Source organism: Methanomassiliicoccales archaeon LGM-DZ1, assembly GCA_030168595.1.
In the GTDB taxonomy this organism is placed as follows: Archaea; Thermoplasmatota; Thermoplasmata; order Methanomassiliicoccales; family Methanomethylophilaceae; genus Methanomethylophilus.
The window spans coordinates 272,398-298,535 of record CP115556.1; the positions used below are offsets into that span (position 1 = coordinate 272,398).

24 protein-coding genes and 1 tRNA gene are annotated in these 26,138 nt (G+C 59.0%); 9 read left to right on the plus strand and 16 right to left on the minus strand.

Translation table 11 applies throughout. The features are described 5' to 3' along the window. Positions 1 to 38 precede the first annotated feature (38 nt). From O8W32_01230 to O8W32_01260, 7 genes are all read right to left on the minus strand, one after another. Positions 39 to 260: a hypothetical protein gene (locus tag O8W32_01230; GenBank protein ID WII09467.1), complete on the minus strand. Its 222-nt coding sequence runs from the start codon at positions 258 to 260 to the stop codon at positions 39 to 41. Position 261: 1 nt separating this feature from the next. Then, complete coding sequence (locus O8W32_01235; protein WII09468.1) at positions 262 to 1,713, minus strand: alanine/glycine:cation symporter family protein; 1,452 nt, start codon at positions 1,711 to 1,713, stop codon at positions 262 to 264. A gap of 266 nt (positions 1,714 to 1,979) precedes the next feature. After that, the gene (locus O8W32_01240) at positions 1,980 to 2,915 is read right to left on the minus strand and encodes an ABC transporter ATP-binding protein (protein WII09469.1); all 936 of its coding nucleotides are present in this window, start codon (positions 2,913 to 2,915) and stop codon (positions 1,980 to 1,982) included. Between the two features lies 1 nt (position 2,916). Continuing rightward, positions 2,917 to 4,047: an iron ABC transporter permease gene (locus O8W32_01245; protein WII09470.1), complete on the minus strand. Its 1,131-nt coding sequence runs from the start codon at positions 4,045 to 4,047 to the stop codon at positions 2,917 to 2,919. A 145-nt stretch (positions 4,048 to 4,192) separates the two neighbouring features. Further along, complete coding sequence (locus O8W32_01250; protein ID WII09471.1) at positions 4,193 to 5,716, minus strand: hypothetical protein; 1,524 nt, start codon at positions 5,714 to 5,716, stop codon at positions 4,193 to 4,195. 153 nt (positions 5,717 to 5,869) lie between these two features. Continuing rightward, the gene (locus O8W32_01255) at positions 5,870 to 7,384 is read right to left on the minus strand and encodes an MATE family efflux transporter (protein WII09472.1); all 1,515 of its coding nucleotides are present in this window, start codon (positions 7,382 to 7,384) and stop codon (positions 5,870 to 5,872) included. A 25-nt stretch (positions 7,385 to 7,409) separates the two neighbouring features. Next, entirely contained in the window at positions 7,410 to 8,243 is an 834-nt protein-coding gene (locus tag O8W32_01260; GenBank protein WII09473.1) for a hypothetical protein, read from the minus strand. An 84-nt stretch (positions 8,244 to 8,327) separates the two neighbouring features. On the opposite strand from O8W32_01260, the gene O8W32_01265 reads away from it, so the two are divergent. The 3 genes from O8W32_01265 to O8W32_01275 all read left to right on the plus strand — a co-directional run bounded on the left by O8W32_01265 (position 8,328) and on the right by O8W32_01275 (position 10,103). Next, a complete protein-coding gene (locus O8W32_01265; protein ID WII09474.1) occupies positions 8,328 to 9,101 on the plus strand; it encodes an AAA family ATPase in 774 nt (257 codons plus the stop codon). A 4-nt stretch (positions 9,102 to 9,105) separates the two neighbouring features. After that, complete coding sequence (locus O8W32_01270; protein WII09475.1) at positions 9,106 to 9,300, plus strand: CooT family nickel-binding protein; 195 nt, start codon at positions 9,106 to 9,108, stop codon at positions 9,298 to 9,300. A 71-nt stretch (positions 9,301 to 9,371) separates the two neighbouring features. Further along, positions 9,372 to 10,103, plus strand: coding sequence for a DUF4198 domain-containing protein (locus O8W32_01275; protein WII09476.1), 732 nt, complete (start codon positions 9,372 to 9,374; stop codon positions 10,101 to 10,103). An 818-nt stretch (positions 10,104 to 10,921) separates the two neighbouring features. Here the strand turns inward: O8W32_01275 and O8W32_01280 are convergent. The 7 genes from O8W32_01280 to O8W32_01310 all read right to left on the minus strand — a co-directional run bounded on the left by O8W32_01280 (position 10,922) and on the right by O8W32_01310 (position 18,032). After that, on the minus strand, positions 10,922 to 11,395 hold the full coding sequence (locus O8W32_01280; GenBank protein WII09477.1) for a hypothetical protein: 474 nt from the start codon (positions 11,393 to 11,395) through the stop codon (positions 10,922 to 10,924). 10 nt (positions 11,396 to 11,405) lie between these two features. Beyond that, complete coding sequence (locus O8W32_01285; GenBank protein ID WII09478.1) at positions 11,406 to 11,822, minus strand: hypothetical protein; 417 nt, start codon at positions 11,820 to 11,822, stop codon at positions 11,406 to 11,408. 202 nt (positions 11,823 to 12,024) lie between these two features. Next, complete coding sequence (locus O8W32_01290; protein ID WII09479.1) at positions 12,025 to 13,386, minus strand: MATE family efflux transporter; 1,362 nt, start codon at positions 13,384 to 13,386, stop codon at positions 12,025 to 12,027. 137 nt (positions 13,387 to 13,523) lie between these two features. Further along, positions 13,524 to 14,435, minus strand: a complete 912-nt coding sequence (locus tag O8W32_01295) for a cysteine synthase family protein (protein ID WII10035.1) — start codon at positions 14,433 to 14,435, stop codon at positions 13,524 to 13,526. A 51-nt stretch (positions 14,436 to 14,486) separates the two neighbouring features. Next, the gene (locus O8W32_01300; GenBank protein WII09480.1) at positions 14,487 to 15,632 is read right to left on the minus strand and encodes a PLP-dependent aspartate aminotransferase family protein; all 1,146 of its coding nucleotides are present in this window, start codon (positions 15,630 to 15,632) and stop codon (positions 14,487 to 14,489) included. Positions 15,633 to 15,814: 182 nt separating this feature from the next. Further along, entirely contained in the window at positions 15,815 to 17,215 is a 1,401-nt protein-coding gene (locus O8W32_01305; GenBank protein ID WII09481.1) for a methanol--corrinoid methyltransferase, read from the minus strand. A 1-nt stretch (position 17,216) separates the two neighbouring features. Further along, a complete protein-coding gene (locus tag O8W32_01310) occupies positions 17,217 to 18,032 on the minus strand; it encodes a B12-binding domain-containing protein (GenBank protein ID WII09482.1) in 816 nt (271 codons plus the stop codon). 237 nt (positions 18,033 to 18,269) lie between these two features. On the opposite strand from O8W32_01310, the gene O8W32_01315 reads away from it, so the two are divergent. The 4 genes from O8W32_01315 (at position 18,270) to O8W32_01330 (ending at position 22,123) form a co-directional block, all read left to right on the plus strand. Beyond that, the gene (locus tag O8W32_01315; GenBank protein ID WII09483.1) at positions 18,270 to 18,857 is read left to right on the plus strand and encodes a GTPase; all 588 of its coding nucleotides are present in this window, start codon (positions 18,270 to 18,272) and stop codon (positions 18,855 to 18,857) included. 164 nt (positions 18,858 to 19,021) lie between these two features. Next, positions 19,022 to 19,609, plus strand: coding sequence for a GTPase (locus O8W32_01320; GenBank protein ID WII09484.1), 588 nt, complete (start codon positions 19,022 to 19,024; stop codon positions 19,607 to 19,609). Further along, on the plus strand, positions 19,606 to 20,346 hold the full coding sequence (locus tag O8W32_01325; protein WII09485.1) for a hydrogenase nickel incorporation protein HypA: 741 nt from the start codon (positions 19,606 to 19,608) through the stop codon (positions 20,344 to 20,346). The genes O8W32_01320 and O8W32_01325 overlap by 4 nt, the downstream gene beginning before the upstream one ends. Before the next feature lie 154 nt (positions 20,347 to 20,500). Then, positions 20,501 to 22,123, plus strand: a complete 1,623-nt coding sequence (locus O8W32_01330; protein WII09486.1) for a methylamine methyltransferase corrinoid protein reductive activase — start codon at positions 20,501 to 20,503, stop codon at positions 22,121 to 22,123. Positions 22,124 to 22,302: 179 nt separating this feature from the next. Here O8W32_01330 and O8W32_01335 read toward each other — a convergent pair. Then, a tRNA-Leu gene (locus O8W32_01335) sits at positions 22,303 to 22,386 on the minus strand. A 142-nt stretch (positions 22,387 to 22,528) separates the two neighbouring features. Continuing rightward, positions 22,529 to 23,353: a YqaJ viral recombinase family protein gene (locus tag O8W32_01340; protein WII09487.1), complete on the minus strand. Its 825-nt coding sequence runs from the start codon at positions 23,351 to 23,353 to the stop codon at positions 22,529 to 22,531. Between the two features lie 209 nt (positions 23,354 to 23,562). Between O8W32_01340 and iorA the strand changes: the two genes are divergently transcribed. Then, positions 23,563 to 25,380, plus strand: a complete 1,818-nt coding sequence (gene iorA / locus O8W32_01345) for an indolepyruvate ferredoxin oxidoreductase subunit alpha (protein WII09488.1) — start codon at positions 23,563 to 23,565, stop codon at positions 25,378 to 25,380. Further along, a complete protein-coding gene (locus tag O8W32_01350) occupies positions 25,377 to 25,973 on the plus strand; it encodes an indolepyruvate oxidoreductase subunit beta (protein WII09489.1) in 597 nt (198 codons plus the stop codon). Before iorA ends, O8W32_01350 begins: the two co-directional genes overlap by 4 nt. Positions 25,974 to 26,138 lie beyond the last annotated feature (165 nt).

Here is a 26,138-nt window from a genome sequence, read left to right on the forward strand (position 1 = left end):
AAAATCGGAAAAGGTTTACGCGGCCGGAAGGAAGGAGGTCACTCCTCCTCGACCTTCTTGCCGGCGATGATGTCTCCGCGCTTCTCTATGAAATAATAGGCGAAGGAGATCGAGACGAACCCGATGATGAGGGGCACGAACATCGCGTTGTTCTCGCCGCCGTGGTACAGGTAGCCCGTTATCACTCCCAGGATGAAAGTGATGATGATGCAGGCGCGGATGTACGCGGTGCACTTCTCTGCCGTGAGCTCGGAACTCATCTCAATCCCACTCCGTCACGCCGGTGCTGTCCGACAGGGCATCCTTGTGGAAGACCGGTTCCTCCACGCCCTCCGCCTTCTGCTTCCGGTAATCCCGGTAGGCCTCGAAGACCTTCCTGCTGAGAAGCGCCACGATGGTCATGTTGACCGCCGCCATGGCCGCCATGAAGGTATCGCTGAACGAGTCGACCAGGGACACGTCCTCCACGCACGCGGCGCAGAATGCGACCGCGATGACGAGCAGCCTGATGCAGTTGATGACCCTCTTGTCATCCTTGATGAACCTGGCGTTCGACTCGCTCATGGTGTAATATCCGATGAGGCTGGTGAACGCGAAGATGAACATGAACAGCGCGATGATGTAGTTGGTGATGTCGTTGCCAACGCTCTCCGAGGCGATGCTCTGGACGAGCACGGACCCCTTCTCGCCGAATGCGAGGATGCTTTCGAAGTTCCCGTAGGAGAGGATGACGACAGCGGTGAAGGTGCACACGATGAGGGTATCAACCAGAACGCCGAAGGACTGGATCATCCCCTGCTTGATGGGATGCTTCACGTCCGCGGTGGCCGCGACATTGGCGACCGAACCGAGACCTGCCTCGTTGGAGAACACTCCCCTCTTGAGGCCGGTCAGGACCACTGTCCCGATCATTCCGCCGAGAGCGCTGGGCACGGTGAAGGCATACTCGAATATCATCTTGAACGCGTGGGGCACTCCGCCGAGGTTGAAGCAGATGAGAACGACGGCGAAGACGAGCCACAGGAGCGCCATGTAAGGGACCACGCCCGCAGAGAACTTGGCAGCGGCCTTGAGCCCGCGGAAGATGATGAGCGCGGCGATGGCCGCGATGATAAGCGCGAACACGATGTGGTTATTGTCGAATTCGAAGGCCCCGCAGAGGGCATTGGAGGCGTTCGTGGACTGGACGGCGACGAAGCCGATCCCGAAAGTGAGCACAAGGAGAATTGCGGCAAGGATACCGAGATTCCTGTTGCCCAGTCCCTTAGAAGCATAGTATGCCGGGCCGCCGTAGAAGTGGCCGTCCCCCTTCCTCTCCTTGTAGATCTGCGCGAGCGTGGACTCCATGAAGCTGCTCGCGGATCCGATGATGGCGAAGATCCACATCCAGAAGACCGCTCCGGGCCCTCCGGTAACTATTGCGGTGGCGACACCGGCGATGTTTCCTACGCCGATGCGCGCGCCCATTCCTATGCAGAAGGCCTCGAAGGAGGAGATCTTATTGGTCTTCCTCCCCTCCGAGACGCCAGAGAGGGCAAGCCTCGACGTCTCCCTGATCTTGGCGATCTGCAGCCCCTTCAGCTTATAGGTGAAGATGAGGCCGAGGCCGATCAGGAAAACGAACGAAATTCCCCAGAAATAATCGTTGAGGAAGGCTATGCCGTCATTGACGCTATCACTTAAACTGTCAATAAACGAATCTAATCCCGACATTAGCTATCACACCGAAACCTGCGCGTCAAGCGCTCGGCGTCAGAGCGTGCAGGTCGAGTCGAATGCAATCACACGACTGGATGGGCAAAACAGATGTTCGTAAATAAAAGTATCCGAAAAAATTGCTGCGGATTTCGTAGATTTTTTGATATTATGCCATGCCTAAAATGAATTACTTACGATAAAATGCGTAATCCCGAAACGAAAATTGCAATTCCCGGGGCATTCGCCCCGCAGTTTATTTGAAAATCAAGGCAGGAAGGCCATTACTTCCTTTCATCCTCATTTTCTCTGCGTCCTGTTCTTTTCCCGAAGCGGCCACTGAGAAAGGCGGATGAATGATTCTTGGCATTCGATATCCTCGCCTCCTTCCCCTTGTAGTTCCCCACCTGATAGATCGTCCCGGGGTCCCTGTCAAGTTCGGCCGCATCGTCTGAGTGGAAGATGATATACGGCCTTCCGTCCACATTGCGGACCTCCGACCTGACCCCGTACACATCCTGGATGTTCTTCTCGGTGATGACCTGCTCCGGCGTTCCGTCCGAGTGGACATGCCCATCGGACAGGAGTATCACGCGGTCGCAGAACCTCGAGGCCACATTGAGGTCATGGCAGATGGTCAGCACGATGATGCCGTTCCTGTGGGCGATCTCGCGGAGGATCTTCATGACGTACATTTGGTAGTACACGTCGAGGTTCGCGGTCGGCTCGTCCAGCATAAGGATGTCCGGCTCCTGGGCCAATCCCCTGGCGATCATGACCTTCTGATGCTGCCCTGCCGACAGTTCGTCGAATTGGCGCATCGCGAATTCCGACATATGCATCAGATCGAGGCAGTTGGCAGCGATCCTGATGTCATCGTCGGAGGTGTTGAAGCCGGAAACCGGATAGCGCCCCATGAGGACGGTGTCCATGACGCTCATCGAGAAAGTCTCGTTGGACACCTGAGGGACGTAGGCGACGAACCTGGCTATGTCCTTGTAGTCCATCTCGGCAATATCTGTGCCCCCGATGTACACATGGCCGCCGCTGGGGTCGATGATCTTGTTGATCGTGTACATGAGGGTGGATTTCCCGACCCCGTTCGGGCCGAGGATCCCCACCAGGCCGGGGCGGTCGATGGTGATGTTTATGCCGCTCCAGACGTTGGTCCTGCCGTCGTAGGAAGCGGACAGGTCCTTGGTGACTATCGGTACGACCATTTCACCACGCCCCTTTCTTCTGCGAGATGATGAGGATCAGGAACAGCGGCCCTCCGATCATGGCGGTTATGATGCCGATCTGCAGGCTGTAGCCGGCGACCGTGTACCCGATGATGTCGCACAGCACCATGAGGCTGGCGCCTATCATCGCCGAGGCGGGCAGGAGGATGCGGTTGTCCGAGCCAACGAATATGCGCGCGATGTGAGGGGAGACCAGCCCGACAAAGCCGATGACCCCGGTGAAGCTGACAGTCCCCGCCGCTATGAGGGAGACGAGGATCATGATGACAATCCTGACGCGGTCGACGTTGATCCCCAGGGACTTGGCATAGGAATCCCCGGAGTTGAGGGCGTTGAGGACCTTGGTGCAGAAGAACAGCGCCACCGCGCCCAGTAGGGCGATGCAGGCCAGCATGGGCACCTCGTCCCAAGTGGTCATACCGATGCTCCCGACGCTCCAGGTGTACACAGATGATGCCGAATTAGGATCGGCGGTGAGCATCATGAACGCCTGGAAGGCATTGAAGATGTACATGACGGAGATCCCGACGAGGATCATCATGGCAGGAGTGGGCCTCCTCCATTTGGCCAGGACGAGGATGATGGCCGCCGGCACCATAGCGAACACGAAGGCGTTGACGATACGGCCGTAATAACCGCCCACGATGGTGATCCCCATCGTCATGGCCAGCGTGGCGCCGAACAGGGCGCCGGCAGAGATGCCGGTGGTGTACGGATCGGCCAGGGGGTTCTTCATCATGCTTTGCATGGCCGCACCGGCAGCCGAGAGGCCGACGCCTACGAAGATGGCCGTCAGGAGCCTCGGCATGCGCTGGTTCCAGACGATGTTATCGTAAGAGTAGTTCTCGATATCTCCCGTGAGATGGTGCCAGAGGGTGGTGTACACATCGCCGAAGGATATCGGATAGGAGCCGATTCCCAGTTTGATCCCGATGAGGATGAGCAGGATGGCCGCCGATCCGATGAGGAAAAGCATCTTGGTGTAACGGAATGCCTTGTACTGCTTGAAGGCAGTCTCTGCAGGAGCATCGCCTTCGCTCACTGCGCGTTTGGAGATGCTCGATAGGCTCACGTTCTCCCTGATTATCTTCAATCTTTCCCGTATTTTCATGCTTTTCGGCTCCGGTCCGCGGCATTTTCCCGCGGCACAGCGGGCAACGGATTCGTTTCGTACCCGCCGGCATACCATAGACCTATATCGAGAGGAGGAGCCGTGCCCCATGAGCACTGGCCCCTCTGAAAGGAGTTTGGAAGTTTCAGATCCCGTTCATGATGTTCCTGGCATCATCCTCTCCGCAGTAGAGGAGGTTCATCCCGTAGACGCCGTCGGAAGATTCGAAGGCCCAGGAGCCGCTGATGCCGATCTTCTGGCAGTAAGCATCGACGTATTCCCCGATCTTCTCCTTGGCGGCCGCGTCGTCGCTGCAGCCGAAGTACGCCTTGAACTCATCAGGGTACAGGTAGTAGCACATGATGAGCTGGTTCAGGACCTCGGATACACCGCTGCTGAACGAGTAGCCGGTGATGCATATGTCGCACTTGCTGAGGAACTCCTCCTGCGCAGCGGATTCTGTTCCGGCTATCCTCTCCAGCCACTTGTTGTAGATCTCCTTCATGTATGCCTGGGACGACTGGTAATTATCGGACCCGGTGGCCTTGGTGACGACCTGGAAGGGCGTTCCGATCATGAGAATCAGGTGCTTGAGGTTGTACTTCTCGACCATAGTGCTTACCTCTTCCGTAGATATCGTGTTCCCATGGCCCCCGGTGGTTCCTCCGTTGAGGAACGCTTCGGTGGAATCGTAAGGGTCGAGAACCATCAGGTTGGTGTACTCGCCGGAATATTCGCCGAGGATCGACAGCTCGTCGAGGTAGCCGTAGCAGGCAGTGGATCCGATCTTCCCTGCAGATTTCTTCTCATCGGGGACGCTGTTGACGATATCTATCACTTTATCGTGGACGCCCTCATACCAGTCGTAGTAAGACTGGCTCTCGGCCGTCTTCTTGAGCAGGAACCCGGCGGTCATAAGGCCGTAGAGGGTAGCGCCGTACTCCCACGAGCCGATGCGGATGACGCTGACATCGGTGCCCTTGAACACAGTCTCCATGCTAGAGCCGTAGCTGTCCGCGGTCCCGCAGACAACATTGACGCCGCCGTTGTCATCGGAGGCCTTCAGGATCTTCTCGGTATCTGGCTCATTGCAGCTGCCGACGTCGACGAGACTGTTGAAGTCGAGAGTGCTCTTGTACTCCTCATGGTACTTCCCGGTGGTGATCCTGTTGTCGGTCCCGACAATCAGATCCTGGCCGCCCATAGCGAGAACAGTGTCCAGGGGAGGAGCGATAAGGGTTATGACCTTGTTGTTGTGGGTCATATCGTAGGACACCACATTGTAATCGACGTTCACGTAATGGACCTCGCCGACCTCGGACCAGTCGCCGCTCGTGAGGGCAGACAGGATGGCATTGACCTTGTCCACGTCGTCAGAGTCGATCTTGCCGTCATAATTGGCGTCGTACATGTAGTAGTCCTCATACTTGTACGAGTCCGATTCGTCCACCTTGTCATCGATGAACTTCTGGATGGCTGTCGCATCTGCAGATGAGAACTCGGTATCGAGATCAGCGTTGCCGAGGACCGTGAGATACGTGCCGGGGTAGGCATCGAGGCTCAGGTTAACACCGTCGTCATCGTCGTCGCCGCTGAGGGCAAAATATGCCCCTGCGGCCACCACAGCGACCACAGCCACGGCGATGATCGCGAGAATTTTGTTGTCCATCATTTCACCTGTTTCGGGACACCCCTTCCGCAGCCGCGCATACGGCGGAAATGCGGCCGTGCGGCCTCTCCGAACTGGGACCTTGTATCAGACGCTCGTTAATAATACTTTCTTGTAAATAGTAACACGCTACGCATACCAACGGAAAATGAGTCACACCCAATCCCGATTGACCGATGACCGCTGCTTGCTCCGCTGATCCCGATTCTGTCGGTACTCCGTCCGGTGCCGATCCCTAGTCAGCAGCCATCCAAATCGCCGTCCGAATGTCCGCAATCGCCATGAACAGTCCTCCTGATCTGCTGATTCATTCCGGCCGGGCTTCGTTGCAGAGACTCTTTTGAATTCTGCATACGCGATGATCATAAGGCACACTCCTCCGAAGACGTGCACAGCCACCATGCACCAGAGGATCGCCCATATCGAATACTGGCACGCCACGGCATAAAGCCCCAGTTTGATGAAACCCCATACCAAGTAGAAGTCCATGGGGATCTTCGCCTTCTTCATCGATTGAAGCAGTGACGAGGCCATGCCCATCATGGCACCGAACGGGAGGACGAAGACCGAGATCCTCAGCGCCTTCACGAAATCGGGGCGCACTTCCCTCATGGACTCCTCGACGGTCATGACGGACATCAGCGGTTCCGCGAACACATACATGAGCACCAGCATCACCAGTGAGATCGACAGCGTCAGTTTCATAGTATAAAGGAAAGCAGCGCGCATCTTGTCCGTCTGCGCTTGGCCGTAGGCGGCAGAGCAGACCGGCACCATGGACCTGTCCAAAGCATGTGCGGGAAGCTGCGCGAGGCCCATGTACCTCCAGGGATAATTGTACAGCATCACGGCGTTCGTCCCGCCTGCGATGATGATGAACACCCTCTGCAGGAGATCGGTCAGATCGGAAATGATCTGCTGTCCTGTCTTCGGACCGCCGACCCCTAAGACCTCCCTCAAATCGGCCTTGGCAGGATGCAGGATGCTCCTGCGGGAGATCTCCACAACAGTCTTCTTGGTTTTGTACCAGTATATTCCAATCAAAAGGGACACCGCAGTAGAGGCAACAGTTGCAACGCCTGCTCCCATGACGTCCAATCCCAGAGCATAAATGAAGAGCGGGTCGAGGATCATATTGAAAACGGCGGCGCTCATCTGCATGAGGGTCGATTTGCGGGCGGCCCCCTCTCCCCTCAGGATCCCTCCCAGAACCGCTTCCGAAAGCAGGACCGGAGAGAGCAGGATGTAAGGCAGCATGTACAGAACGGCCTCGTCCATGACGTCCTCCGCCCCCATGAAGCGGACAGCCTGCTTGAGGAAGACGGCTGTGAGAACCGAAGCGATAAGAGAAAGCAGCAGGCCCAAGAACACGGCGGCCCCGGCGAGCCTTTCTGCGGCCTCCCTTTCGCCCCGGCCTAGACGGAAGGCAATCGTCGTGGTAGCGCCGAGTGCGATGCCGATGCCCGCAGCCGTCATCAGGTTGTAGATAGGCACGACAGTCGATACGGCGGAAGCAGATGCGGTCCCCAATCCTGAGACCCAGAAGGTGTCCACGAATTGGTTGATCTGAATGACCGCCTCAGCGATGATGAAAGCAACGAACATGCTGCGGATGGCCCTCTTCGGCTCGCCGAGCATTAGCTGAAGGTTCGAATCGCGATCATCCATTCCTTTGTGTATCGGCTTCATGTATTTAATAATAAGAAATCAAATAATCGTAACAATCATCGCTGCCGTATAATGCAACAGCGAGATGTTTCACAAAGATCTGGCACAATGCCTTTCCTGCATATCCGGGAGTCCGTCGCCATCCTTCGGGGATCTTAGATTCCATGACCTCTATCATAAGGCCGTCCGCTCCGAGCGGGGCGGCCATCGTCATTTCCTCCCCTTCCGAAGCTCCGGCAAGTATCTGTGCAGAGCGCTCCGTCCATACGATCGTGAGCGGAACTGCGATGATCCTGCCTGCAACCTCCGCTCTAAGCCTGCTCAGAGCCTTCCCGATGCTTCCCGTCTCGGACAGCGACGCTTCCTCGACCGTGTATCCTTTCTCCCTCAGCCTCTCGGCATGCTTGGCGGAATCCTTGGCGGAGTATGACATGGAAGAACCGTGCCTGATCAGCAGGATTCCGTCCCCGGAACGGCCTCCGGCCTCCATTATCCTCTTCTCCAACAGTTCAGTCACCTTGATGTGCCAGTTGAATGAGGTCGAGAACCTGACGGCCGCCTCGTGCCCTTCGGAATCATAGGTGAACGAGCAGCAGTTATCCGGCATTCCCATCGCCTTCGGCATCCTGTGAACCGAAAGCTCTCCCTCCGAAACTACCAGCGGCAGGACGACGATAGGGTCTGCATGCATGGCGGTCAGCTCATCCAATGCTTCCGTTTCCGAAGGGTGCCCTCTGTAAAAGGCCCCGGCCACGTTGGAATGCCCCCTTTCCGCCAATCTGCGGACGCACTCTTCCGTGACCCTGCGGCATTCTGGTATCTCTGAATCGAAGCCCAGGACCATGACCCCTGTAATCATCGGCGGCACTATCGATTACGAATTGAAAAATCAATCGCAATTAGTATGTTTTAAATTAATCATAATTATTACCAGACAGAGACAATGAAGAAGATCATCGCGACCGGGAAAGGCGGAGTGGGAAAGACCACCACCATGTCGACCGTGGCCACCATCATGGCCCGTGCAGGGAAGAAGGTCATCGTCTTCGACACAGACCCCAGCATGAACCTCGCGATGACGCTGGGCATTCCCTTCCTGGAGACTCCTACCATAACAGAGGACAAGGCTGAGATCAGCGATGAACTGGAAGAAGAGGGCGCCGAAGCGATCGGGAAAGAAGTCATAGAGAAGCATTCACGGGTGAATCCTGACGGCATCAGGATAGTGGTCATGGGCGCCGTACCCGAGGGCGGCAGCGGGTGCCTATGCTCCGCGATAGCGCTGGTGAAGGTCCTGCTGAACTATCTCGAATCGGACGCCTGCGAGGAGAAGTACGATATCGCTATCGTCGACTCCCAGGCAGGACCGGAGATCTTCGGGCGCGGACTGGCAAAGGAATTCGACCTCAATATGATCCTGTCGGAGCCCACCCCGAAGTCTGCCGAGGTCTCCAGGCAGGTTATGAAACTGGCCAGGGACCTCGATGTCAGAAGGAATCTGCTGGTGGTCAACAAGTCCGAGAACCCGACGGATGCCGCCAGGATGGCTGAAATGGTCGGAGTAGGTCCTGAAGATACCGTCCGCATCAGTTACGACCGCGCAGTCATACAGGCCGACTGGGACAACAGGACTCTGCTGGATGCCTATCCGAACAGCAATGCCGTGAAAGATCTGACCGCCGTCGAGAAGAGGATCGAATCCATTGTAGGGATGTGAGGAAATGTGCGAGTTCACTGTATACCTGGACGGACATGATGATGAGAACGTAGTGGCCGAGAAGGTCATCAAAGTGACATCCAAACCCGATCACATCACCCTGATGGACACTTCCGGGAAGACCTACAAGTTCCCGAGCGCAGAGATCACCAAGGTTGACACCATCATGACCGAGCTCTGGCTGCAGACCAGGGCCTGAGAAACTGCTTCCTCTCCGGGCCCGGCCTGGAACGAAGAATGTTATTTATTCATAAATTAGTATTACCGCACATGGACCCCTATTACGATCAAGACCCAGAGTTCGTCAGAAGCCAGTGCAGGATGCTCTACGGCCACGAGACCTGGCTGGAGAACCCTAGAAAAGAAGACGGGAAGATCGTCATAGACGGCAACTACGGCCACCACATGGTCAACGACAGGCCTATGCCGATAGACTACGCGAACGTCGCCATCTTCGACGCCAAAGGCAAGGCCGACATCAAATATGAGCAGGGGCCGGAGGACAACTGCCTCCGCGTGAAGTTCCCCGACGTCGGGGCCGGTCCGTACACCGTCTACTACACCTCGGACTCCGTGCCGTGGATCGAGAACGACGAGGGCTGGTCCCGCGGGATCAAAAGGGACTTCAGGAACGTGAAATACTCCGCAGCCTACAGTTTGGCGTGCAAGGCGATCGTCTCGGATGATGGAAAAGCACCCGATGTGCTCTTCTCCGACCTCGACATCACCGTCGATACCGCTAAGCCCAAGGCAGGTTCGAAAGTGAAGACCCAGATATTCTATGAAGGGAAACCCAAAGCGAACCTCAGAGTGAACGTCGTGAAGAAGGGCGCCTCCGATACAGTGAAGTTCATTACTGACGCTGACGGAAGGTTCGAGTTCCCTGTGGACTCCCCCGGCACCTACATGATCGCCGCCAAGTACGCCGATACGTCCAAGGCCGTCGAGGACGAGTTCGACGAGGCCGTCTACGAAATCACCCTGCTCGTCTACGCCCAGTGAAACATCTCGGGGGCCATGCCCCCGTTCTCGCATTTTCAGCATAGGCAGATTCGGAGAAAGGAGGGGACCCGACGGAAGAGAACATCAGGCATCATTTCAACAGGGACTGGAAAAGCTACGAGAACTACACCGAGAAGTCCCTGGAATACGACCGGAAGAACTGGCAGGCGCTGTACTCGGAAGTCCTCGCCGAACACGGCAGAAGGATCCTGAACGTCGGATGCGGGCCCGGCACCGAGGCTCTCGCGCTCGCCGACATGGGTTACGACGTGACCGCCCTGGATTTCGCGGAGAACATGATCGAGGCCGTGCGCCGGAACTCAGACAGATGGGGCATACCGGTGACAGCAGTCCGCGGAGACGCCGAGGACCTGCCCTTCGCCGACGGATCGTTCGATGCCATCGTCAGCAACTACGCTCTCTGGGCGATCCCGCACCCCGAGAAGGCCATGTCCGAATGGATGAGGGTCCTCGCCCCTTCCGGCATCGTCGCCTATGTCGATTCCGGAAAATACAACAGAGATTCCCTTGTCAGCCGGATCTGGAGGAAACAGGCTTTCAGGATGCGCGCCAAGGACGGCAACGCCCACGCCATAGAGCCGGATCCCGATGAGCAGAAGAGCCTGGAATCGCTGTGGTCCAGGGATGCGGACCGTCCGGCCGAGGACCTCCGCATGATGAAGGCCGCAGGTTTCTCCGATGTCATGGCCATAAGGGACGTGCAGAAGAAGGTCTTCAAAGGGAAGCGTTACATAGAATACGGCTACCTGAAGAACACTTTCCTGATCTCAGGCGTAAAAAGGGAGCAATGCCTCCTCTCATACCCTGCTGACAGTGTAAGTGTATCCATTGTGCAGGACGGTCATCTTCGCGACCGTTCCGTCGGAATCGACCCAGTACGTCGCGGTGCCGTCCTCGCTGCTTGTCGAGGTGTCCGATACCGTCCATATGCCGAGGTCCCCGTCGGTGCCGATCTGGGTATAGCCGCTCTCCGGCACTTTGCTCTCGGCGTTGATGATGATAATATACTCATCGTCCACCGAGTCGTCCCCGCACGATGCCTTCAGCGTGAATCCGATCAGATCCTCCCAGTCGGATTCATTATAGTTCTTGTACTCGACGGTGCCGCTGCAGGCGGTTTCCGTTCCGTTGAATACCGCAGTGTCCGACAGGGAGTACTCGGGGTCATCGCCGTCATCCGTCAACGACAGCATCATGTACCCCATGAGCGCCACCCCCATGCTCAGGATGACGACCACAACCGCCAATCCGGCATACTGGGTATTCTGCATCGGACGCCTTTCAGAGCTTCATGCTGGTCCAGCAGAGCTCGCGGTTCTCCGTGTACAGGGAACCGTCCTCCTGCATCACGGTCCTGACGTCCCTGAAGACGACGTTGTCCTTGCCGAGGAAGATCCTCTCGGACCTGCCGCCCCCGTTGAACTCGTAGATGTTGGCATAAACATGCCCGAACTGGGTCTTGATGTTTTCCGCGCCTTTCTTCTCCAGGCCTTCGAGGCTGAAGATGTAGGAACCGCAGTCCTTGGTGGTATGGAGCTCTCCCTTGGGAACAGCGTTGACCTCCAGCTTGACCGTGACGCTGTCGCCGTCGATCTTGGCGACCGTGTACTTCTCGATGGAGGGCTCATTGTGCGATCTCCCGCCGCGGGATGCGGTAAGCTGGTATGCGAACCATGTTCCTTCGGTAATCTCTGACATTTAGCTCTCCCGGAGTTCCTTAGGGAACCGCCGTTTATAAAACTGTGTATAAACAAGATGTCGGCTGGGTCATGCTGCACAGCATTCTTCCGGATAACACACGGCAGGGAGATGGATAATCTCTCAGCCATCCGGCGGGAGATGTGCGGAACAGATTAGAATCCAACATCTGGCACATCTGCAGGACAGCGTCCGGCGAAGTTCATTCCGAGATACGGTGATGATGGTTCGCCGGGCCCTTCTCTCCCGTCCTCAGCCGTATGCCGTATTCGGCCCAGGCCGCCATGAGCGCCACGCCGAACACCTCGCAGAGGTCGAACCCCCACCAGATGGCGTCCGGCGATACCAGGACCATCCCGCCGAACCAGAATGCCACGATGATGAGCATGTTGCGGATGATGGTGCTGAACAGCGAGGCCCTCGCCATGCCTATGGACTGCAGCAGCGCTGATGATATGTTGATGCCGGCGAACAGCACCGCCACCACCAGGAGGATCCTGGCCACGTGGATCATGTCCCCGCGCATGCCGATGGTGCTATCATCGTAGGTGAACAGGATCACCGCCCAATCCATGGCAGCGAAGAAGATGACGGCCAGGACCAGCGTGATCGCGGCAGCGGCCTTCATGGAGTAGGCATAAGCCGCTCTGAGCTTCTCGTAGTTGCGGGCGGAGAATGCGGCTGAGGCCACCGGTACCAGAGCGCCGGCCAGGGCCACCGACGGCACCAGGATGAGGTCGACATACTTGTACGCGGTCACATAGACAGCGAAACCGTACGAGCCCCAGCAGTAGACCACGAAGTAGTTGAGCAGGAAGTTGACGCTGTACATCACATCGAGCTCCACTGTCTTCGGGATGCCGACGGCCAGGAAGTCGTCGAGGTCGTCCCTTTTCACCGGGTATTTCCTCAGTTTCACATCGGCATAGACCGATTCCGGCTTGACGAAGTACCAGTAGATGAACGGGATGAGCGAGATGGCGGTGGCCATGACGGTCGCCCAGGACAGGCCGGCGATCCCCCAGTCGAAGACGAACGTGAACAGGGGGTCGAACACTATATTCAGCAGGGCGGCTATGACAAGGATGTACATCGATTTGCGGGATGCGCCCTCTCCTCTCAGGATACCGGCGCAGACCCCCTGCATCACGAGGATCCAGGCGCAGATGTAGAACGGGAACCCGTAGTCGCTTCCTTCGGCATAGGTATCGTCCCCTCCCACCAGCTGGAGTATGGGGTCCCCGATCAGCAGGAACACCGGGACGCAGATCAGGCCGACCGCGAGCATGAACTTCAGGGACACGGTGGCCACCCTGTCCACCCCTTCCTTGTTCTTGCGGGCGATCTTGGCCGCTATGGTAGAGGAAATTCCGATTCCGACGCCTGACCCGATGCCGACGATGATCAGGTAGAACGAGGCCACTATGCCGACGGCGGCGAGAGCGGTCTCGCCGAGCGACGAGCACCAGAAGGTGTCGACGAAGGTGTTGAGCTGCGCCACCATCAGGGACACGAACATCGGCAGTGCCATGGCCACTATCGCTTTGCGGTAGTCGCCAAGCATGGTCTTGGCATCCTGTGTCAGTTGTTTTTCGGCCGTTTCGAGTCCCTCCAGCAGACCTAAGGGCTCGGAACTATATCGTTTTTCATGAGCGACAGGGAGCGCGGCCGGCCCGGAGGACGGGCCGAAGGCCGCAGACCTCAGTCGCTGTCCAGGTCTCCCCAGAGGCCTTTGGAGAAATAGCGCTCCCCGCGGTCGGGGAATATGGTGACGATGTCGCTGTCCTTCACCTGCTCCGCGAGCTTCAGCGAGGCCCAGAGCGCCGCTCCCGACGACGACCCGGCCATGACGCCCTCGCGCCTCGCCAGCTCCCGGCAGGTGTCCATGGCGTCGGAGTCCCTGACCTTGATCACTCTGTCCACCAGGCTGATGTCCATGGTGTCGGCGATGAAGTCGTTGCCGATGCCCTCTATGTCGTAGTCGCCGTGCTCCCCGCCGCCGATAGTGGACCCGACCGGGTCCGCAAGGACCCCTTCGACGGACGGTTTCCTTTCCTTCAGGTACTTCACCACGCCCGTGAAGGTCCCTCCGGAGCCGGCGCCCGCCACGAAGTAATCTATGCGCCCGTCGAGGTCGCGGTAGATCTCCGGCCCCGTGGTCGCGTAATGGGCGGCGGGGTTGGACATGTTCCGGAACTGCTTCATCATGTGGGTATGCTCCGGGTCCCCGGCGACGATCTCGTTGGCCTTGCGCTCGGCCCCGAGCATCCCCTCGGACCTCGGCGTGTGGACGATCTCCGCGCCCAGCGCCTTCATGATGGCCAGTTTCTCCTTGGAGAACTTCAGGGGCACCACGAACACCACCCTGTACCCGCGGTTCAGTGCTGCGAGGGCGATGCCGATGCCGGTGTTCCCGGCGGTCGCCTCGATGATGGTGTCCCCTCTGTGCAGGGTACCCTGCGCCTCCGCGTCGGCAATCATGCGCATCCCGACGCGGTCCTTGACGGAACCTCCGGGGTTGAACAGCTCCATCTTGGCGAATATCCTGTTCCCATTCGGGATATCGAAGTTGTTTATCTTCAGGATCGGGGTGTTCCCGATCCCGTCCTGTATCGAATTGAGGTATCTCGTATGCTCCCCTTCTCTTCCTGTTTCCGAAACAGTTCAGATCTTCGAGGCATCGAGCGCCCGGCCGATGTCCTCCAGGATGTCGTCCCTGTCCTCGATGCCGACGGACAGCCTGACCAGCCCGTCGGTGATCCCGACCTTCTCCCTGATCTCCTTCGGGATCGATGCGTGGGTCATGCTCGCAGGATGGCAGATGAGGGACTCCACCCCGCCCAGGGACTCCGCCAGGGCGATGAGCTTCACCGAGTTCAGGAACTTCCGGTAATCATACCCGGGCGCGAACTCGAACGATATCATCCCTCCGCCGGAGCTCGCCTGGCGGCGGTTCACCTCATACCCTGGGTCTGTCGGGAGCCCCGGATAGTGGACCTTGGCTATCCTCGGGTCGGCGGCGAGATGCTCCGCTATGTACTGGGCGTTGGAGCAGTGCCTCTCCATCCTGACCCCCAGGGTCTTGAGGCTCCTGATGAGCAGGTAGGAATCGAATGGTCCCAGGACGCCTCCCGAAGCGTTCTGTATGAACGCCAGGCGCTCCGCCAGCCCTTTGTCCTTCACCACCGCGAGCCCGGCGACCACGTCGGAGTGCCCTCCGATGTACTTGGTGGCCGAGTGGACCACGATGTCGGCGCCGAGATCGAGGGGCTTCTGCAGATAGGGCCCCATGAAGGTGTTGTCCACGATGGTCAGCAGCCCGTGCCTTCTCGCCGCCTGCGCGGCGGCGGCGATGTCCGTGACGGTCATCAGCGGGTTCGCGGGGCTCTCGATGAGGACGGCCTTCGCATCTGCCGTAATCTCTGATTCGAATTTCTCTGCATCCTCGGTGTGGACTATGGAATATGAGATCCCGAAATTGCTGAACACCTTGTCGAGGATGCGGAACGTCCCTCCGTAGACGTTGGAGGAGATGAGGATCCTGTCCCCGCTCCGGAAGAGCGAGAGGACGGCGGCGATGGCCGCCATCCCGGAGGCGAACGCGAAGCCCGCGGTGCCGTGCTCCAGGACGGCGATCTCCCTCTCGAGCGCAGCCCTGGTGGGGTTGCCGGTCCTCGAATATTCGTATCCCAGGCAGCGCCCCAGCTCCGGCTGCCTGAATGTGGCGGTCTGGTAGATAGGCACGTTCACTGCCCCTGTGAGGGGGTCTTCCTTCCCGTATCCGTGGATCAGCTGGGTATCTTCCCTCAATATGATCTCCTGAGTTTCCTCAGCGTTATCAATAGTTAAGCACTATTAATAATTTAACAATAGATTAGTCGCGATTAAGAAGGAAGGCCGCGCAGGAATCACACGGCCGATAGAGTAGAGAAAACAGCCCCCGGCCGGAGCCGGGGGTAAAGGGTTTTTGGCAATCAACTCTCGCTCAGATCTCAGAATCCGTAGTTCTTGAGGTTGAGGTTGGGGATGGTGCCGACGTACTTGGCCGCGCACTGCTCCGCGAACTTGTCGGTCTCGGTGGGCAGGGCGTTGATGTCCGTCTTGCACTTCTCGAGGACCTCGTACTGCTTCTTGGTGAGAGGCAGGAGCTTGGAGTTGTATCCGCCCTCGATGAGCTCGATGGCCTTGAGCGCAGCGGCCCTGGACCTGAGGTAGTAGTCGTTGCCCTCGGCAGCGATGGCCTTTCCGATCTCGAACGCGTTGTTGTAAGCCAGGATGAAGGCCTCAGGCGACCTGGTCAGGTCGGTGATGGTGTAGAGGTCCCTCAGGGTCTTGGCCTGCTTGGTCTGGATAGCGGTGTTCATCAGAGCGCACTCGTATCCGAGGGATCCGAGCCAGCACTGGACAGAGGATCCGCCGAACTCGGGGTGGTACTCGACGGACTCGTTGGACCAGGCGTCGCAGCAGGCGGCGATCAGGTTGCCCTGCAGGTCGCAGTGGGCGCACTGGCAGTTCTTACCCTCGCAGGTGATGGGCTTTCCGTCGATCGCTTTGCAGATGACTCCCTCGTATCCGCAGTCCTTGTCGGGTCCGAGCGCACCGCACTCGCGGGCCACAAGGGACCTGGAAGCGGAGATGGCGCGGGTGACCGCGGAGAAGGTCTTCTGGACATCCTGGTCGAGCATTCCGCCGGACATGAACATGGCGACGTTCGCTCCGGAGCAGTCGGTGTCTCCGCCGGGAACGACCCTGTTCCTCTTGGCGACGTCGACCATTCCGTTCCAGACGTACTCCATGTCGTAGCAGGCGAGGTATCCGACACCGTAGAGGAAGGCGACGACGTCTCCCTGGGTGACGGCGTAGTCAGCGCACTCTTTTCCGCCGACAGACTCGACGGAGAGGTTGGATGCACCGTTCTCGCAGGCGATGTCGCAGCAGGACCAGAAGTCCTCGGGGTAGGCGTGGACGGTGTCCATGCCGGTCCTGAGTCCGTGGTCGTGCTCCCTCTTGTCGGGGATGGTCTGCCTGGTTCCGGTCAGGATGCCGTACTCCTCGTGGTACTTCTCGCAGAGCTCGTTCTGGCCCTCGACGACGGGGATGGAGAGCTTGGGGTCGGACATCTGGGAAACCCACTCGGTCTCGATGAAGAGGGCGGGCATTCCGGCGGTAACGGCCCTGTTGAGCTCGTCGGTGGTGATGTAGTCGCAGTACTCTTTCCTGAGGGTCTCAGGATCCTTCTCCCTTCCGGGCCTGGGGGCGTGGTTGATCTCGGGGATGACCATGCCGGCTCCGAATTTGAGGCCGTATCCCTGGGGAGAGGGATGGACGGCGGTTCCCATGACCATGTCGTCCGCGTTCTTGTAAGCCATTGAGGTGTATTTGATCGATGCCATTTCAGTTGCCTCCCACGATGTTGTCCCAGTCTTCCCTGATCTTCTTCCAGTCGTATCCGTCGAGGATCTTCTGGGCGATGAGCGGGGTCTGAGGCGCCTTCCTGGAGTAGATTCCGAGGTCGTAGCTGTTCGCGAACTCCCTGTTGACTGCTCCTCCGCATCCCATCAGGGGGATGTTCCAGCCTTTCTTGACGAACTCGGCCGCCTCCTTGGGGAAAGCGGACATGGTAGTGGTCATCAGAGCGGTTCCGGAGACGAAGATGGGCGGGGTTCCCGCGTCCTTGAGCTCCTGGACCTTGGCGACGACGTCGGTGATCGGAACGTCACGTCCCATGTCGACGACGGTGTAGTTGGCGGCCCTCATCATGACGGCAGCGATGTTCTTTCCGATGTCGTGGGGGTCTCCCTCGACAGCGTGCATAACGCAGAGGGCCTTGGTCTGCCTTCCGCCCTGGATCTTCTTCTCGGCAACCTTGATTCCCATTTCCATGGTCTTGGCGGCCATCATGATCTCGGGGAGGTAGTACACGTGCTCAGCGTACAACTTGGCGACGATGTCCATACCGGCGACGAGTCCGTCGTTGATGATGACGAGGGGGTCGACGCCCTTGGCGAGAGCATCGGACACAGCGGGCATGACCTCCTTGAACTTCATGTACATGACCTTCTCGGCCACGTTCTTCAGTATGGGGTCGGTCGGGAGCATTTTCTTGGCCATCTCTTCGGGAGAGAGGTCGTTCTCCAGCTGGAGATCGTAGCGGGTCAGGATTTTAGAGAAATCCACACCTTCGATGCTGATCAATTCTTCTTCCTCCAACAGGACGCTTCTTGTCCTGATGTGTAAAACATGCTGATTTCGGTATTTAATTCTATTTCCTAATGGATATCCAACACCGTCATTTTTAGAATAGATTTAAATAATAGATTAGTGGAATATACATCCAATCATAAATTGTATATTGATTCGGACTGCGTTCGAAACAGAAACAGTTAAATAACGACAGGCACCGGCCCGCCGTCAACTGATTAATAATCGGTCTGCCTAATCGGATGCATGCGGATAATCATCCTGGGAGGCTTCCTGGGCAGCGGGAAGACCAGCCTTCTGATCAGGCTCGCCGCCCAGTTCACGGAGAAAGGGCAGAACGTTGCCATAATCGTCAACGAGTCCGGATCGTCCGGGGTCGACGGCGAGACCCTGAAGCAGCGCGGGTATGATTCTTATGAGCTCCCCGAGGGCTGCATATGCTGCACCCTGGCGGGGTCCCTGCAGGACACCATCAGGCAGATCGAGAAGGAGAGGTCGCCGGACGTCATCATCATCGAGCCTACCGGGCTCGCCATGCCTGGAAAGGTAAAGGAGATGGCGGAGCAGACAGGCGCCGGGGAGGAGAAGGACATCGTCATCGGCATCGCCGATGTTCAGAGGTTCAAGGACCTCATCAAGAAGAGAGAAGGATTCTTCGTCGAGCAGATGAAGGGCTCGGACTTCATACTCATCAACAAATCCGACCTCGCAAGGCCCGGGGACATGGAGAGCGCGATGGCCTGGCTGTCGGAACGCTTCCCCGAGACCGAGGTCATCCCGGTGTCCGTCAAGACCGGCGAGAACCTCGGCAGGGTCTATGAGCTGATGGCCTGAACCGTCCCGCCCTGCCCCTCCTCCCTACTTATAGGATAAGAATAGAATATAGGGAGTATGAGAACAGCCAGGTACGGCCGGACCGCAGGCCGTCCTGCATCCCGTACTACCACTGTTATGCGGTCAGAAAACTCTATTTATACTTCTTTTTATTAGTTTCGGGTATGATTGTCTACATCATCGGCGGCTTCCTCGGAAGCGGAAAGACCAGTCTGCTCATGAGGCTCGCCACCATGCTCGGCCAGAAGAAGGAGAGGGTCGCGATCGTCGTCAACGAGTCGGGCGAGATCGGCGTCGATGGGGCGACCCTCAAGGCCCAGGGATACGATGCCATCGAGCTCCCGCAGGGATGCATCTGCTGCACCCTCGCCGGGACCCTCCAGAACGCGCTCAGGAACATCAAGAACGACATCGACCCAGACATCATCATCATCGAGCCGACCGGGCTCGCTCTCCCCGGGAAGGTCAAGAACCTCGTCCGCTCCTCCTGCATCGACGAGGACAAGGACGTCGTCATCGGCATCGCCGATGTGCAGAGGTTCCACGACCTGGTCACCAAGAGGGAGGACTTCTTCACCGGCCAGATGCGCGCCTCGGACTTCATCCTCATCAACAAGTCCGACCTCGCGAAACCCGGGCAGATCGAGGAGGCCTCCGCCTGGCTCCATGAGCGCTTCCCCGAGACCAAGGTCATCCCGGTGTCCGTCAAGACCGGGGACAACCTCGACAAGGTCTACGAGATGATAGAATGAGCGAGGAGCACGAGCACCACCACGAGAACTCCATCGAGGAGGCCGGGGGCGCCGCCGCCGGCTTCACCGGGAAGATCTTCAACTTCAACACCGACGCCGAGGCAAGGCTCGCCGATGCCCTGATGGCCGTCGGAAAGTACGTCCAGGGCGAATCTGGCTGTCTTCTCGGCCACATCAAGGCCGCAGTCTACAAGGACGACGGCACCGGGATAACCCTGAACCTCATCGACATGGACAACGGGGTCGAGCACCACGGCACCATGGCCCGCCAGGACGAGGTCAAGTTCAACTTCATGTGCGCCGTCCTCGACGTCGATGAGCACGAGCTCACCCATGTCATGCTGCATGCCATCGATGATTCCGGGCTCGACTACGCCATCGACCCGGAATCGCTGAAGCATCACCATCACCACCATCACCATGACGGGGATGAGGATGACGACCATGATGAGGAGGAAGAGCATGAGCATCACCACCATGACGATGATGAGGAAAAGCACCATCACGGATGCTGCTGCCATGATGACGATGACCATGATGAGGACGGGCACCACCACCATGACGGTTGCTGCTGCCATGATGACGAGGACATGAGTTCCCTTCTCGACGAGAACGGGAAGCTGAGGCCCGACCACCATCACGACCATCATGATGAGCACGAGCACCACCACCATGACGATGATGACGGAGAAGAGCACCATCACGGGTGCTGCTGCCACAAGCATCATGACGAGTGACAGTCCAGTCCCCGATCAGGTCCGCAAGAGCCAGACATCCTAAATAGGATGAACTGTCCTCTAAGTAGTGTTAAACGACTTCGGCCGGCTCTGCGCCGGCCGCGGGGGAAAACCGTTTCCGTGCCAACCGGCGGCACATCAAGAAGGAGTCTCTATGAGCATAGGAATCGCCATCGATGTAGGAACATCAGGCAGCAGAGCGCACGCCATCGACCTATCCAACAACAAAGTGCTGAAAACCGTCACGACCGAATGCCACCCCCTGCCTGGCGCCAACGTGATGGACCATCTCACATTCTGCATCAACAACGGCAACCAGGTGGCCCATGAGATCCTCATCGACACCGAGAACAAGGTCATCAACGCGCTCGGCATCGACAAGCACCAGATCGAGAAGGTTTCCATCTGCGGCAACCCGATCCAGATGTCCCTGTTCCAGGGGATCCCCGTCGACGACCTCGCCTTCGCAGGCGAGAACGCCAAGAAGGCCAGGGGGATCAAGGAGCAGAAGAGGGATGCGGGGGTGTTCTCCGCCGTCGACGTCGGCCTCGACGTCCCCGACGGCACCGAGCTCTACGTCCCGCCGGCGATCAGGCACGAGATCGGTGCCGACGCCCTCGCCATGATGTACAAGTCCGGATTCCTGGAGCAGAAGGCCAACTGCATGGTCACCGACTACGGTACCAACGCCGAGATGGCCCTCAAGGTCGGCGACGACATCTACACCGGGTCCGCCGCCGCGGGTCCGGCCATGGAGGGGCAGTCCATCCGCTGCGGGATGCTGGCGGCCCCCGGCGCCATCAGCGACCTCGAGTACGATTTCTCGTGGAGATGCAAGGTCCTCGACGACAGCATCTCCCCCCAGGACGGGGACCTCATAAACTTCGCCCTGGAGCAGGAGATGGAGAAGGGCCCGATGGACGGCAAGGCGAAGGGGATCACCGGGACCGGCGTCATCGCGGCTGTGGCCGTCGCCCAGTACGAGCACCTCTGGCGGAAGGGGCAGCTCACCACCTCAGACGGCAGGATGCACCTCCAGGACGGCATCTACGTCGATTCCCACGACATATCCGAGGCAGCCAAGGCCATCGGCGCCATGAGGGCGGGGCATTTCACCCTCCTGGAACATGCCGGTATCAAGTTCGACGACATGCACACCATGTACATGGCGGGCGCGTCCGGAACTTATGTGGATGCCATGAAGGCCCGCGACGTCGGCCTCATACCCCCGACCTCGACCGAGATCTACCAGTGGGGCAACACTTCCCTGGCGCTCGCCGAGGACGTCCTGAGGGACCCGGAGCTCCTCGACAAACTGCAGGACATCGCCAACGGCATCCGCGCCAACCACGTCATGTTCGCGTCGGACCACGTCTTCGAGCAGATCTACATGCAGGAGCTCTCCTTCTGGGAGGAGGGCATGAGCCTCGAGGAATACAACAGGAACAATGCTGTCGAGGGCATCCAGGCCCTTCCGAAGGCCCGCGGGCACGCCAACGTCCACCGCATGGTCACCAGGGACATCCAGGACCTCGGAGTGAACGGCCTCACGATCATCCACGACATCGGGACCCAGCTCGTCGGGAAGATGGACGGCTGCACCGTCTGCAGGAAGTGCGAGAGGAACTGCCCCGAGAAGGCCCTGACCATCTCCGACGACGGAGTGGCCACCGTGCAGACCAAGAACTGCCTCGGCACCGCCTGCTACAGGTGCGAGCGCGAGTGCCCCTCCAAGGTGTTCAAGTACGGCACCCTGAGGCTGGCTGAGAAGGCCTGAGATCCGGGGAGGCACCGCCTCCCCCGGCAAACCGTTTCAAGATTTTTTCGGGATCTAAAAATGTTCCAGATCCCAGATTTTCCTGCCGGATCAGAACATGCAGGATCCGCTGCCTGAACGGAAAGGATTCAAGATCCGCAGCTATGCGGAACAGATATGCCAGATAAAGAAAACTCAGGTGCAGAGGCGGGGATTCGAACCCCGGAAACGCTAAGTACAGGATCCTAAGTCCTGCGCCTTTGACCTGGCTCGGCTACCCCTGCAGCTGAACCGCAGATGCTTACCTGGTTTATATCGTTCGCGTCTGCTCCCGCGTGCACGGAGCATGACACATCCCTGAGGACAGGCCTGCTTCACGCTCCCCTGATACGGGGGTGGGGCATCGGCTTCCGAGCCGGATCCTCTTCAGAAGCGCCTTCTGTGCCCGCTGCCCCCGTTCCCTTTCCTCGCTTTCAAGGCGGCCTTCGGGTCGTAGGACTTCAGCCATTTCACGAGATCGGCGTCGGCATCGGTCCACTGCGGCGTCTCCCCCCTGTCTATGTACTCGTGGTACCATGCCTCGGCATCCTCCATGGGCTTGGCCATGTCCGGACGGTCGACGGCGATGACCGCGCAGTTCTCCGGCGAAGGGACCCAGTTCCCGGGACGGTCGTAATCCTGGTCCTCCAGGAAGCCGACGGCGAAGACGATCCTGTCGAGATCGGAAAGCTGGGCGTACAGCCCCGCCTGGAGCATATAGGTCTCCGGGATGACCGATACCTTCCCCTCGGAGTCCAGCCATTTGGGGCGGTTGCCGGAGGTCTTGATCTCCAGGACGGCCTGCCTCCTCCCTTCGTACCCGATATAGCCGTCGACCAGACCGCCGAAGACCTTGCTGTCGTGGAAATGATCGTATCCGCATTTCTCGCGGGGGACCGGCTCCTCCACCGTCAGCTGCTCCGACTGCGGTATACCCAGTATGCCGGGAAGGAGGGATTGGGCGTTCTTCCTCACGTAATTCCTGATCACCGGTTCCAGGGCGTTCCCCGCATCGATGTACTTGTTCCTGGGGTCCCCCGGATATATGCCGGCGAGTTCCAGGGATACTTTGAAGGGGGTGGAGAGGTCGCTGACGCCCAGGATGGGGCCCAGTTTCGTCCCTGAGATCTTCTTCTTCCGGTAAAGATCGAAGACGACCACCCTGTCGCTGTCGTCGATCTCGACGATGTTCGCTCTGCCGTCGAATGCCATGCTCGGACTATCCGTTCTCTGGGTATATACACGGAACGGTCTGCATGCAGCGGGAGCGCCGATATCAGGTCTGTTCCGGCGGTCTGCGGGCAGAACGCATATGCCTGTGTCCCCGCCATATATGTCCATTCCCGCGCGCATAATATAAAGGAAGATTCCATGCGGAAGCATGTTGGAAGGGTTTTCGGCCCTTCCGGGAAATGAATCGCATGGCAGATCTTCTAGCAGAAAACGGGAAGCAGCTGCTCCTCGGGAACGAGGCGATCACCCGCGGCCTGTTCGAGGCTGGGGTCAGGTTCGCCTCGACATATCCAGGCACTCCTTCGTCAGAGGTCGGGAACCTCCTCGAGGTATATTCGGACAAGGCCGGCATGTACTTCGAGTTCTCGTCCAACGAGAAGACAGCGGTCGAGGTGGCCGCGGCCGCCGCATCGTCGGGCGTCAGGTCGTTCACGTTCATGAAGCATGTCGGGCTTAACGTGGCCGCCGATCCCATGATGACCCTCGCCTACGCCGGCGTCAGGGCGGGTATGCTCATCATGTCCGCAGATGACCCTTCGGCGCACAGCTCGCAGAACGAGCAGGACAACAGGTACTACTCGACCCTCGCCCTCATCCCGATGGTGGAGCCTTCGAACCCCCAGGAGGCGAAGGACTTCATCGCCCCCGCTTACGAGATATCGGAGCGGCTCGGCCTCCCGCTGCTCTACAGGACCACCACCCGCGTCAACCACGCCAGGTCCCCTGTCGAGCTCGGGAAGATCCGCACCGATACCCCCGCCAAGGGACACTTCGACAAGGACGACGCCTGCTTCGTCAACATCCCGGCCTACGCCATCCACAACCGCGTCAGGCTGCTGGAGAAGATGAAGGCGGCCGAAGAGCTCTCCGAGAGCTCCCCCCTGAACCGCATCGAGGGCAGCGGGGACGTCGGCGTCATCACCTCCGGCGTCGCCTACTGCTATGTGAAGGAGTTCGTCTCCGGCGTCTCCATCCTCAAACTGGGGTTTACCAACCCGGTGCCGGAGAAGAAGATCGCCGATTTCGTCAGAGGCAAGAGGATGGTCATCGTCGCCGAGGAGCTCGAGCCCTTCCTCGAGGACCAGGTCCTCAGGATCTGCGCCCAGAACGGCATCTCCGTCCCGGTGCACGGCAAGAGGGACGGCACCCTCCCGAGGGAATGGGAGTACTCCCCGGACACCATGAAGAGGCTGAAAGGCCTCGTTGATGTCAGGGAGACCCCCGAGCCCATGCCCAAGAGCTCGCTGAAGATCCCCGGAAGGCCCCCGTCGCTCTGCGCCGGATGCCCCCACCGCGGGATGTACGCCGCCGTGAAGAAGGCCGTCGGCAAGACCCCCGTGGTCTACTGCTCCGACATCGGCTGCTACACCCTCGGCGTCCAGCCTCCCTTCCGCACCGCGGACTTCATCATCTGCATGGGCGGGGGCGCAGGGGCCGCCGGAGGCTTCGCGCAGGCCACCGACCAGAAGCCGATCTCGTTCATCGGGGACTCCACCTTCTTCCACGCGGGCGTCCCCCCGCTGACCTCGGCGCTGTTCAACCACCACAACATCGTCATGGTCATCCTGGACAACCGCACCACGGCCATGACCGGCCACCAGCCCAACCCCGGCACCGGGCGCCACTTCGGAGGCATTGACACCGATGCCGTCGACATCGAGGGCGTCGTGAAGGGCCTGGGAGTGAAGTTCGTCCGCACCGTCAACCCGTACAACGTCAGGGCGGCCGCGGACGTCATGAAGGAGGCCCTCGCGTTCGACGGGGTCGCAGTGGTCATCAGCAAGTGCCCCTGCCCCCTGCTCCTTAAGAAGGAGAAGAGGCTAGAGAAGAAGGTCTGCGTTGTGGACCAGGACAGGTGCGTCAGATGCTACACCTGCCTGAACACCATCGCCTGCCCCGCCCTCATCAAGAAGGACGGCGCGGTGCAGGTGGACCCGTCCCAGTGCATCGGGTGCGGGATGTGCGCCGATGTCTGCCCCAAGAAGTGCATAGAGGTGAGGCAATGAAGTACTCAGTCCAGATCGTCGGGGTCGGAGGGCAGGGGGTCCTGCTCGCCTCCATGGTGCTCGGGAACGCCGCGATGCGCGCCGGGCACAGGGTGATGATGAGCGAGGTCCACGGGATGGCCCAGAGGGGCGGCAGCGTCACCTCCACCGTCAGGTTCGGGGACGAGGTCTACAGCCCCCTCGAGGCAGCCGGCAATGCCGACCTCATCATGGCCTTCGAGCCGGTCGAGGCCGTCCGCAGCCTTCCGATGGGGAACCGCGGATCGGTCGTCCTCATGAACCTCGATCCGGTCTACCCCGGGAACGTGGCCGCCGGGTTCGATACCTATCCGGACATCGGCAGCCTGGTCGCCGAAGCGAAGAAGAGCTGCAGCCGCGTCCTCACCGTCAGGGCAACGGAGATTGCCGTGAAGGCCGGCAAGGCCGTGGCCGCCAATGCCGTCATGATCGGCGCCGTGGCCGCCGCCGATGGGTTCCCGATCGGGAAGGACCTGCTCAAGGAGGTCCTCCTCGAGACCGTCCCGGCCAAGTTCAGGGACCTCAACGCCGCCGCCTTCGACATGGGCTACGACGCGATGAAGAACAGCGCCTGATCCGAGGGATTTCTTCCCGGCAAACCTCTTCCCAAACCACTTCCTGCTTCTGTTCTCATTCCGATTTCTGCGCTGAACCGCTCCTGGCATGCAGTCTCTCCAGCGTATTCTGCACCGGTGTACCCTGCATTTTTGCGCATAATAATGCATATTTATGTTCATTAA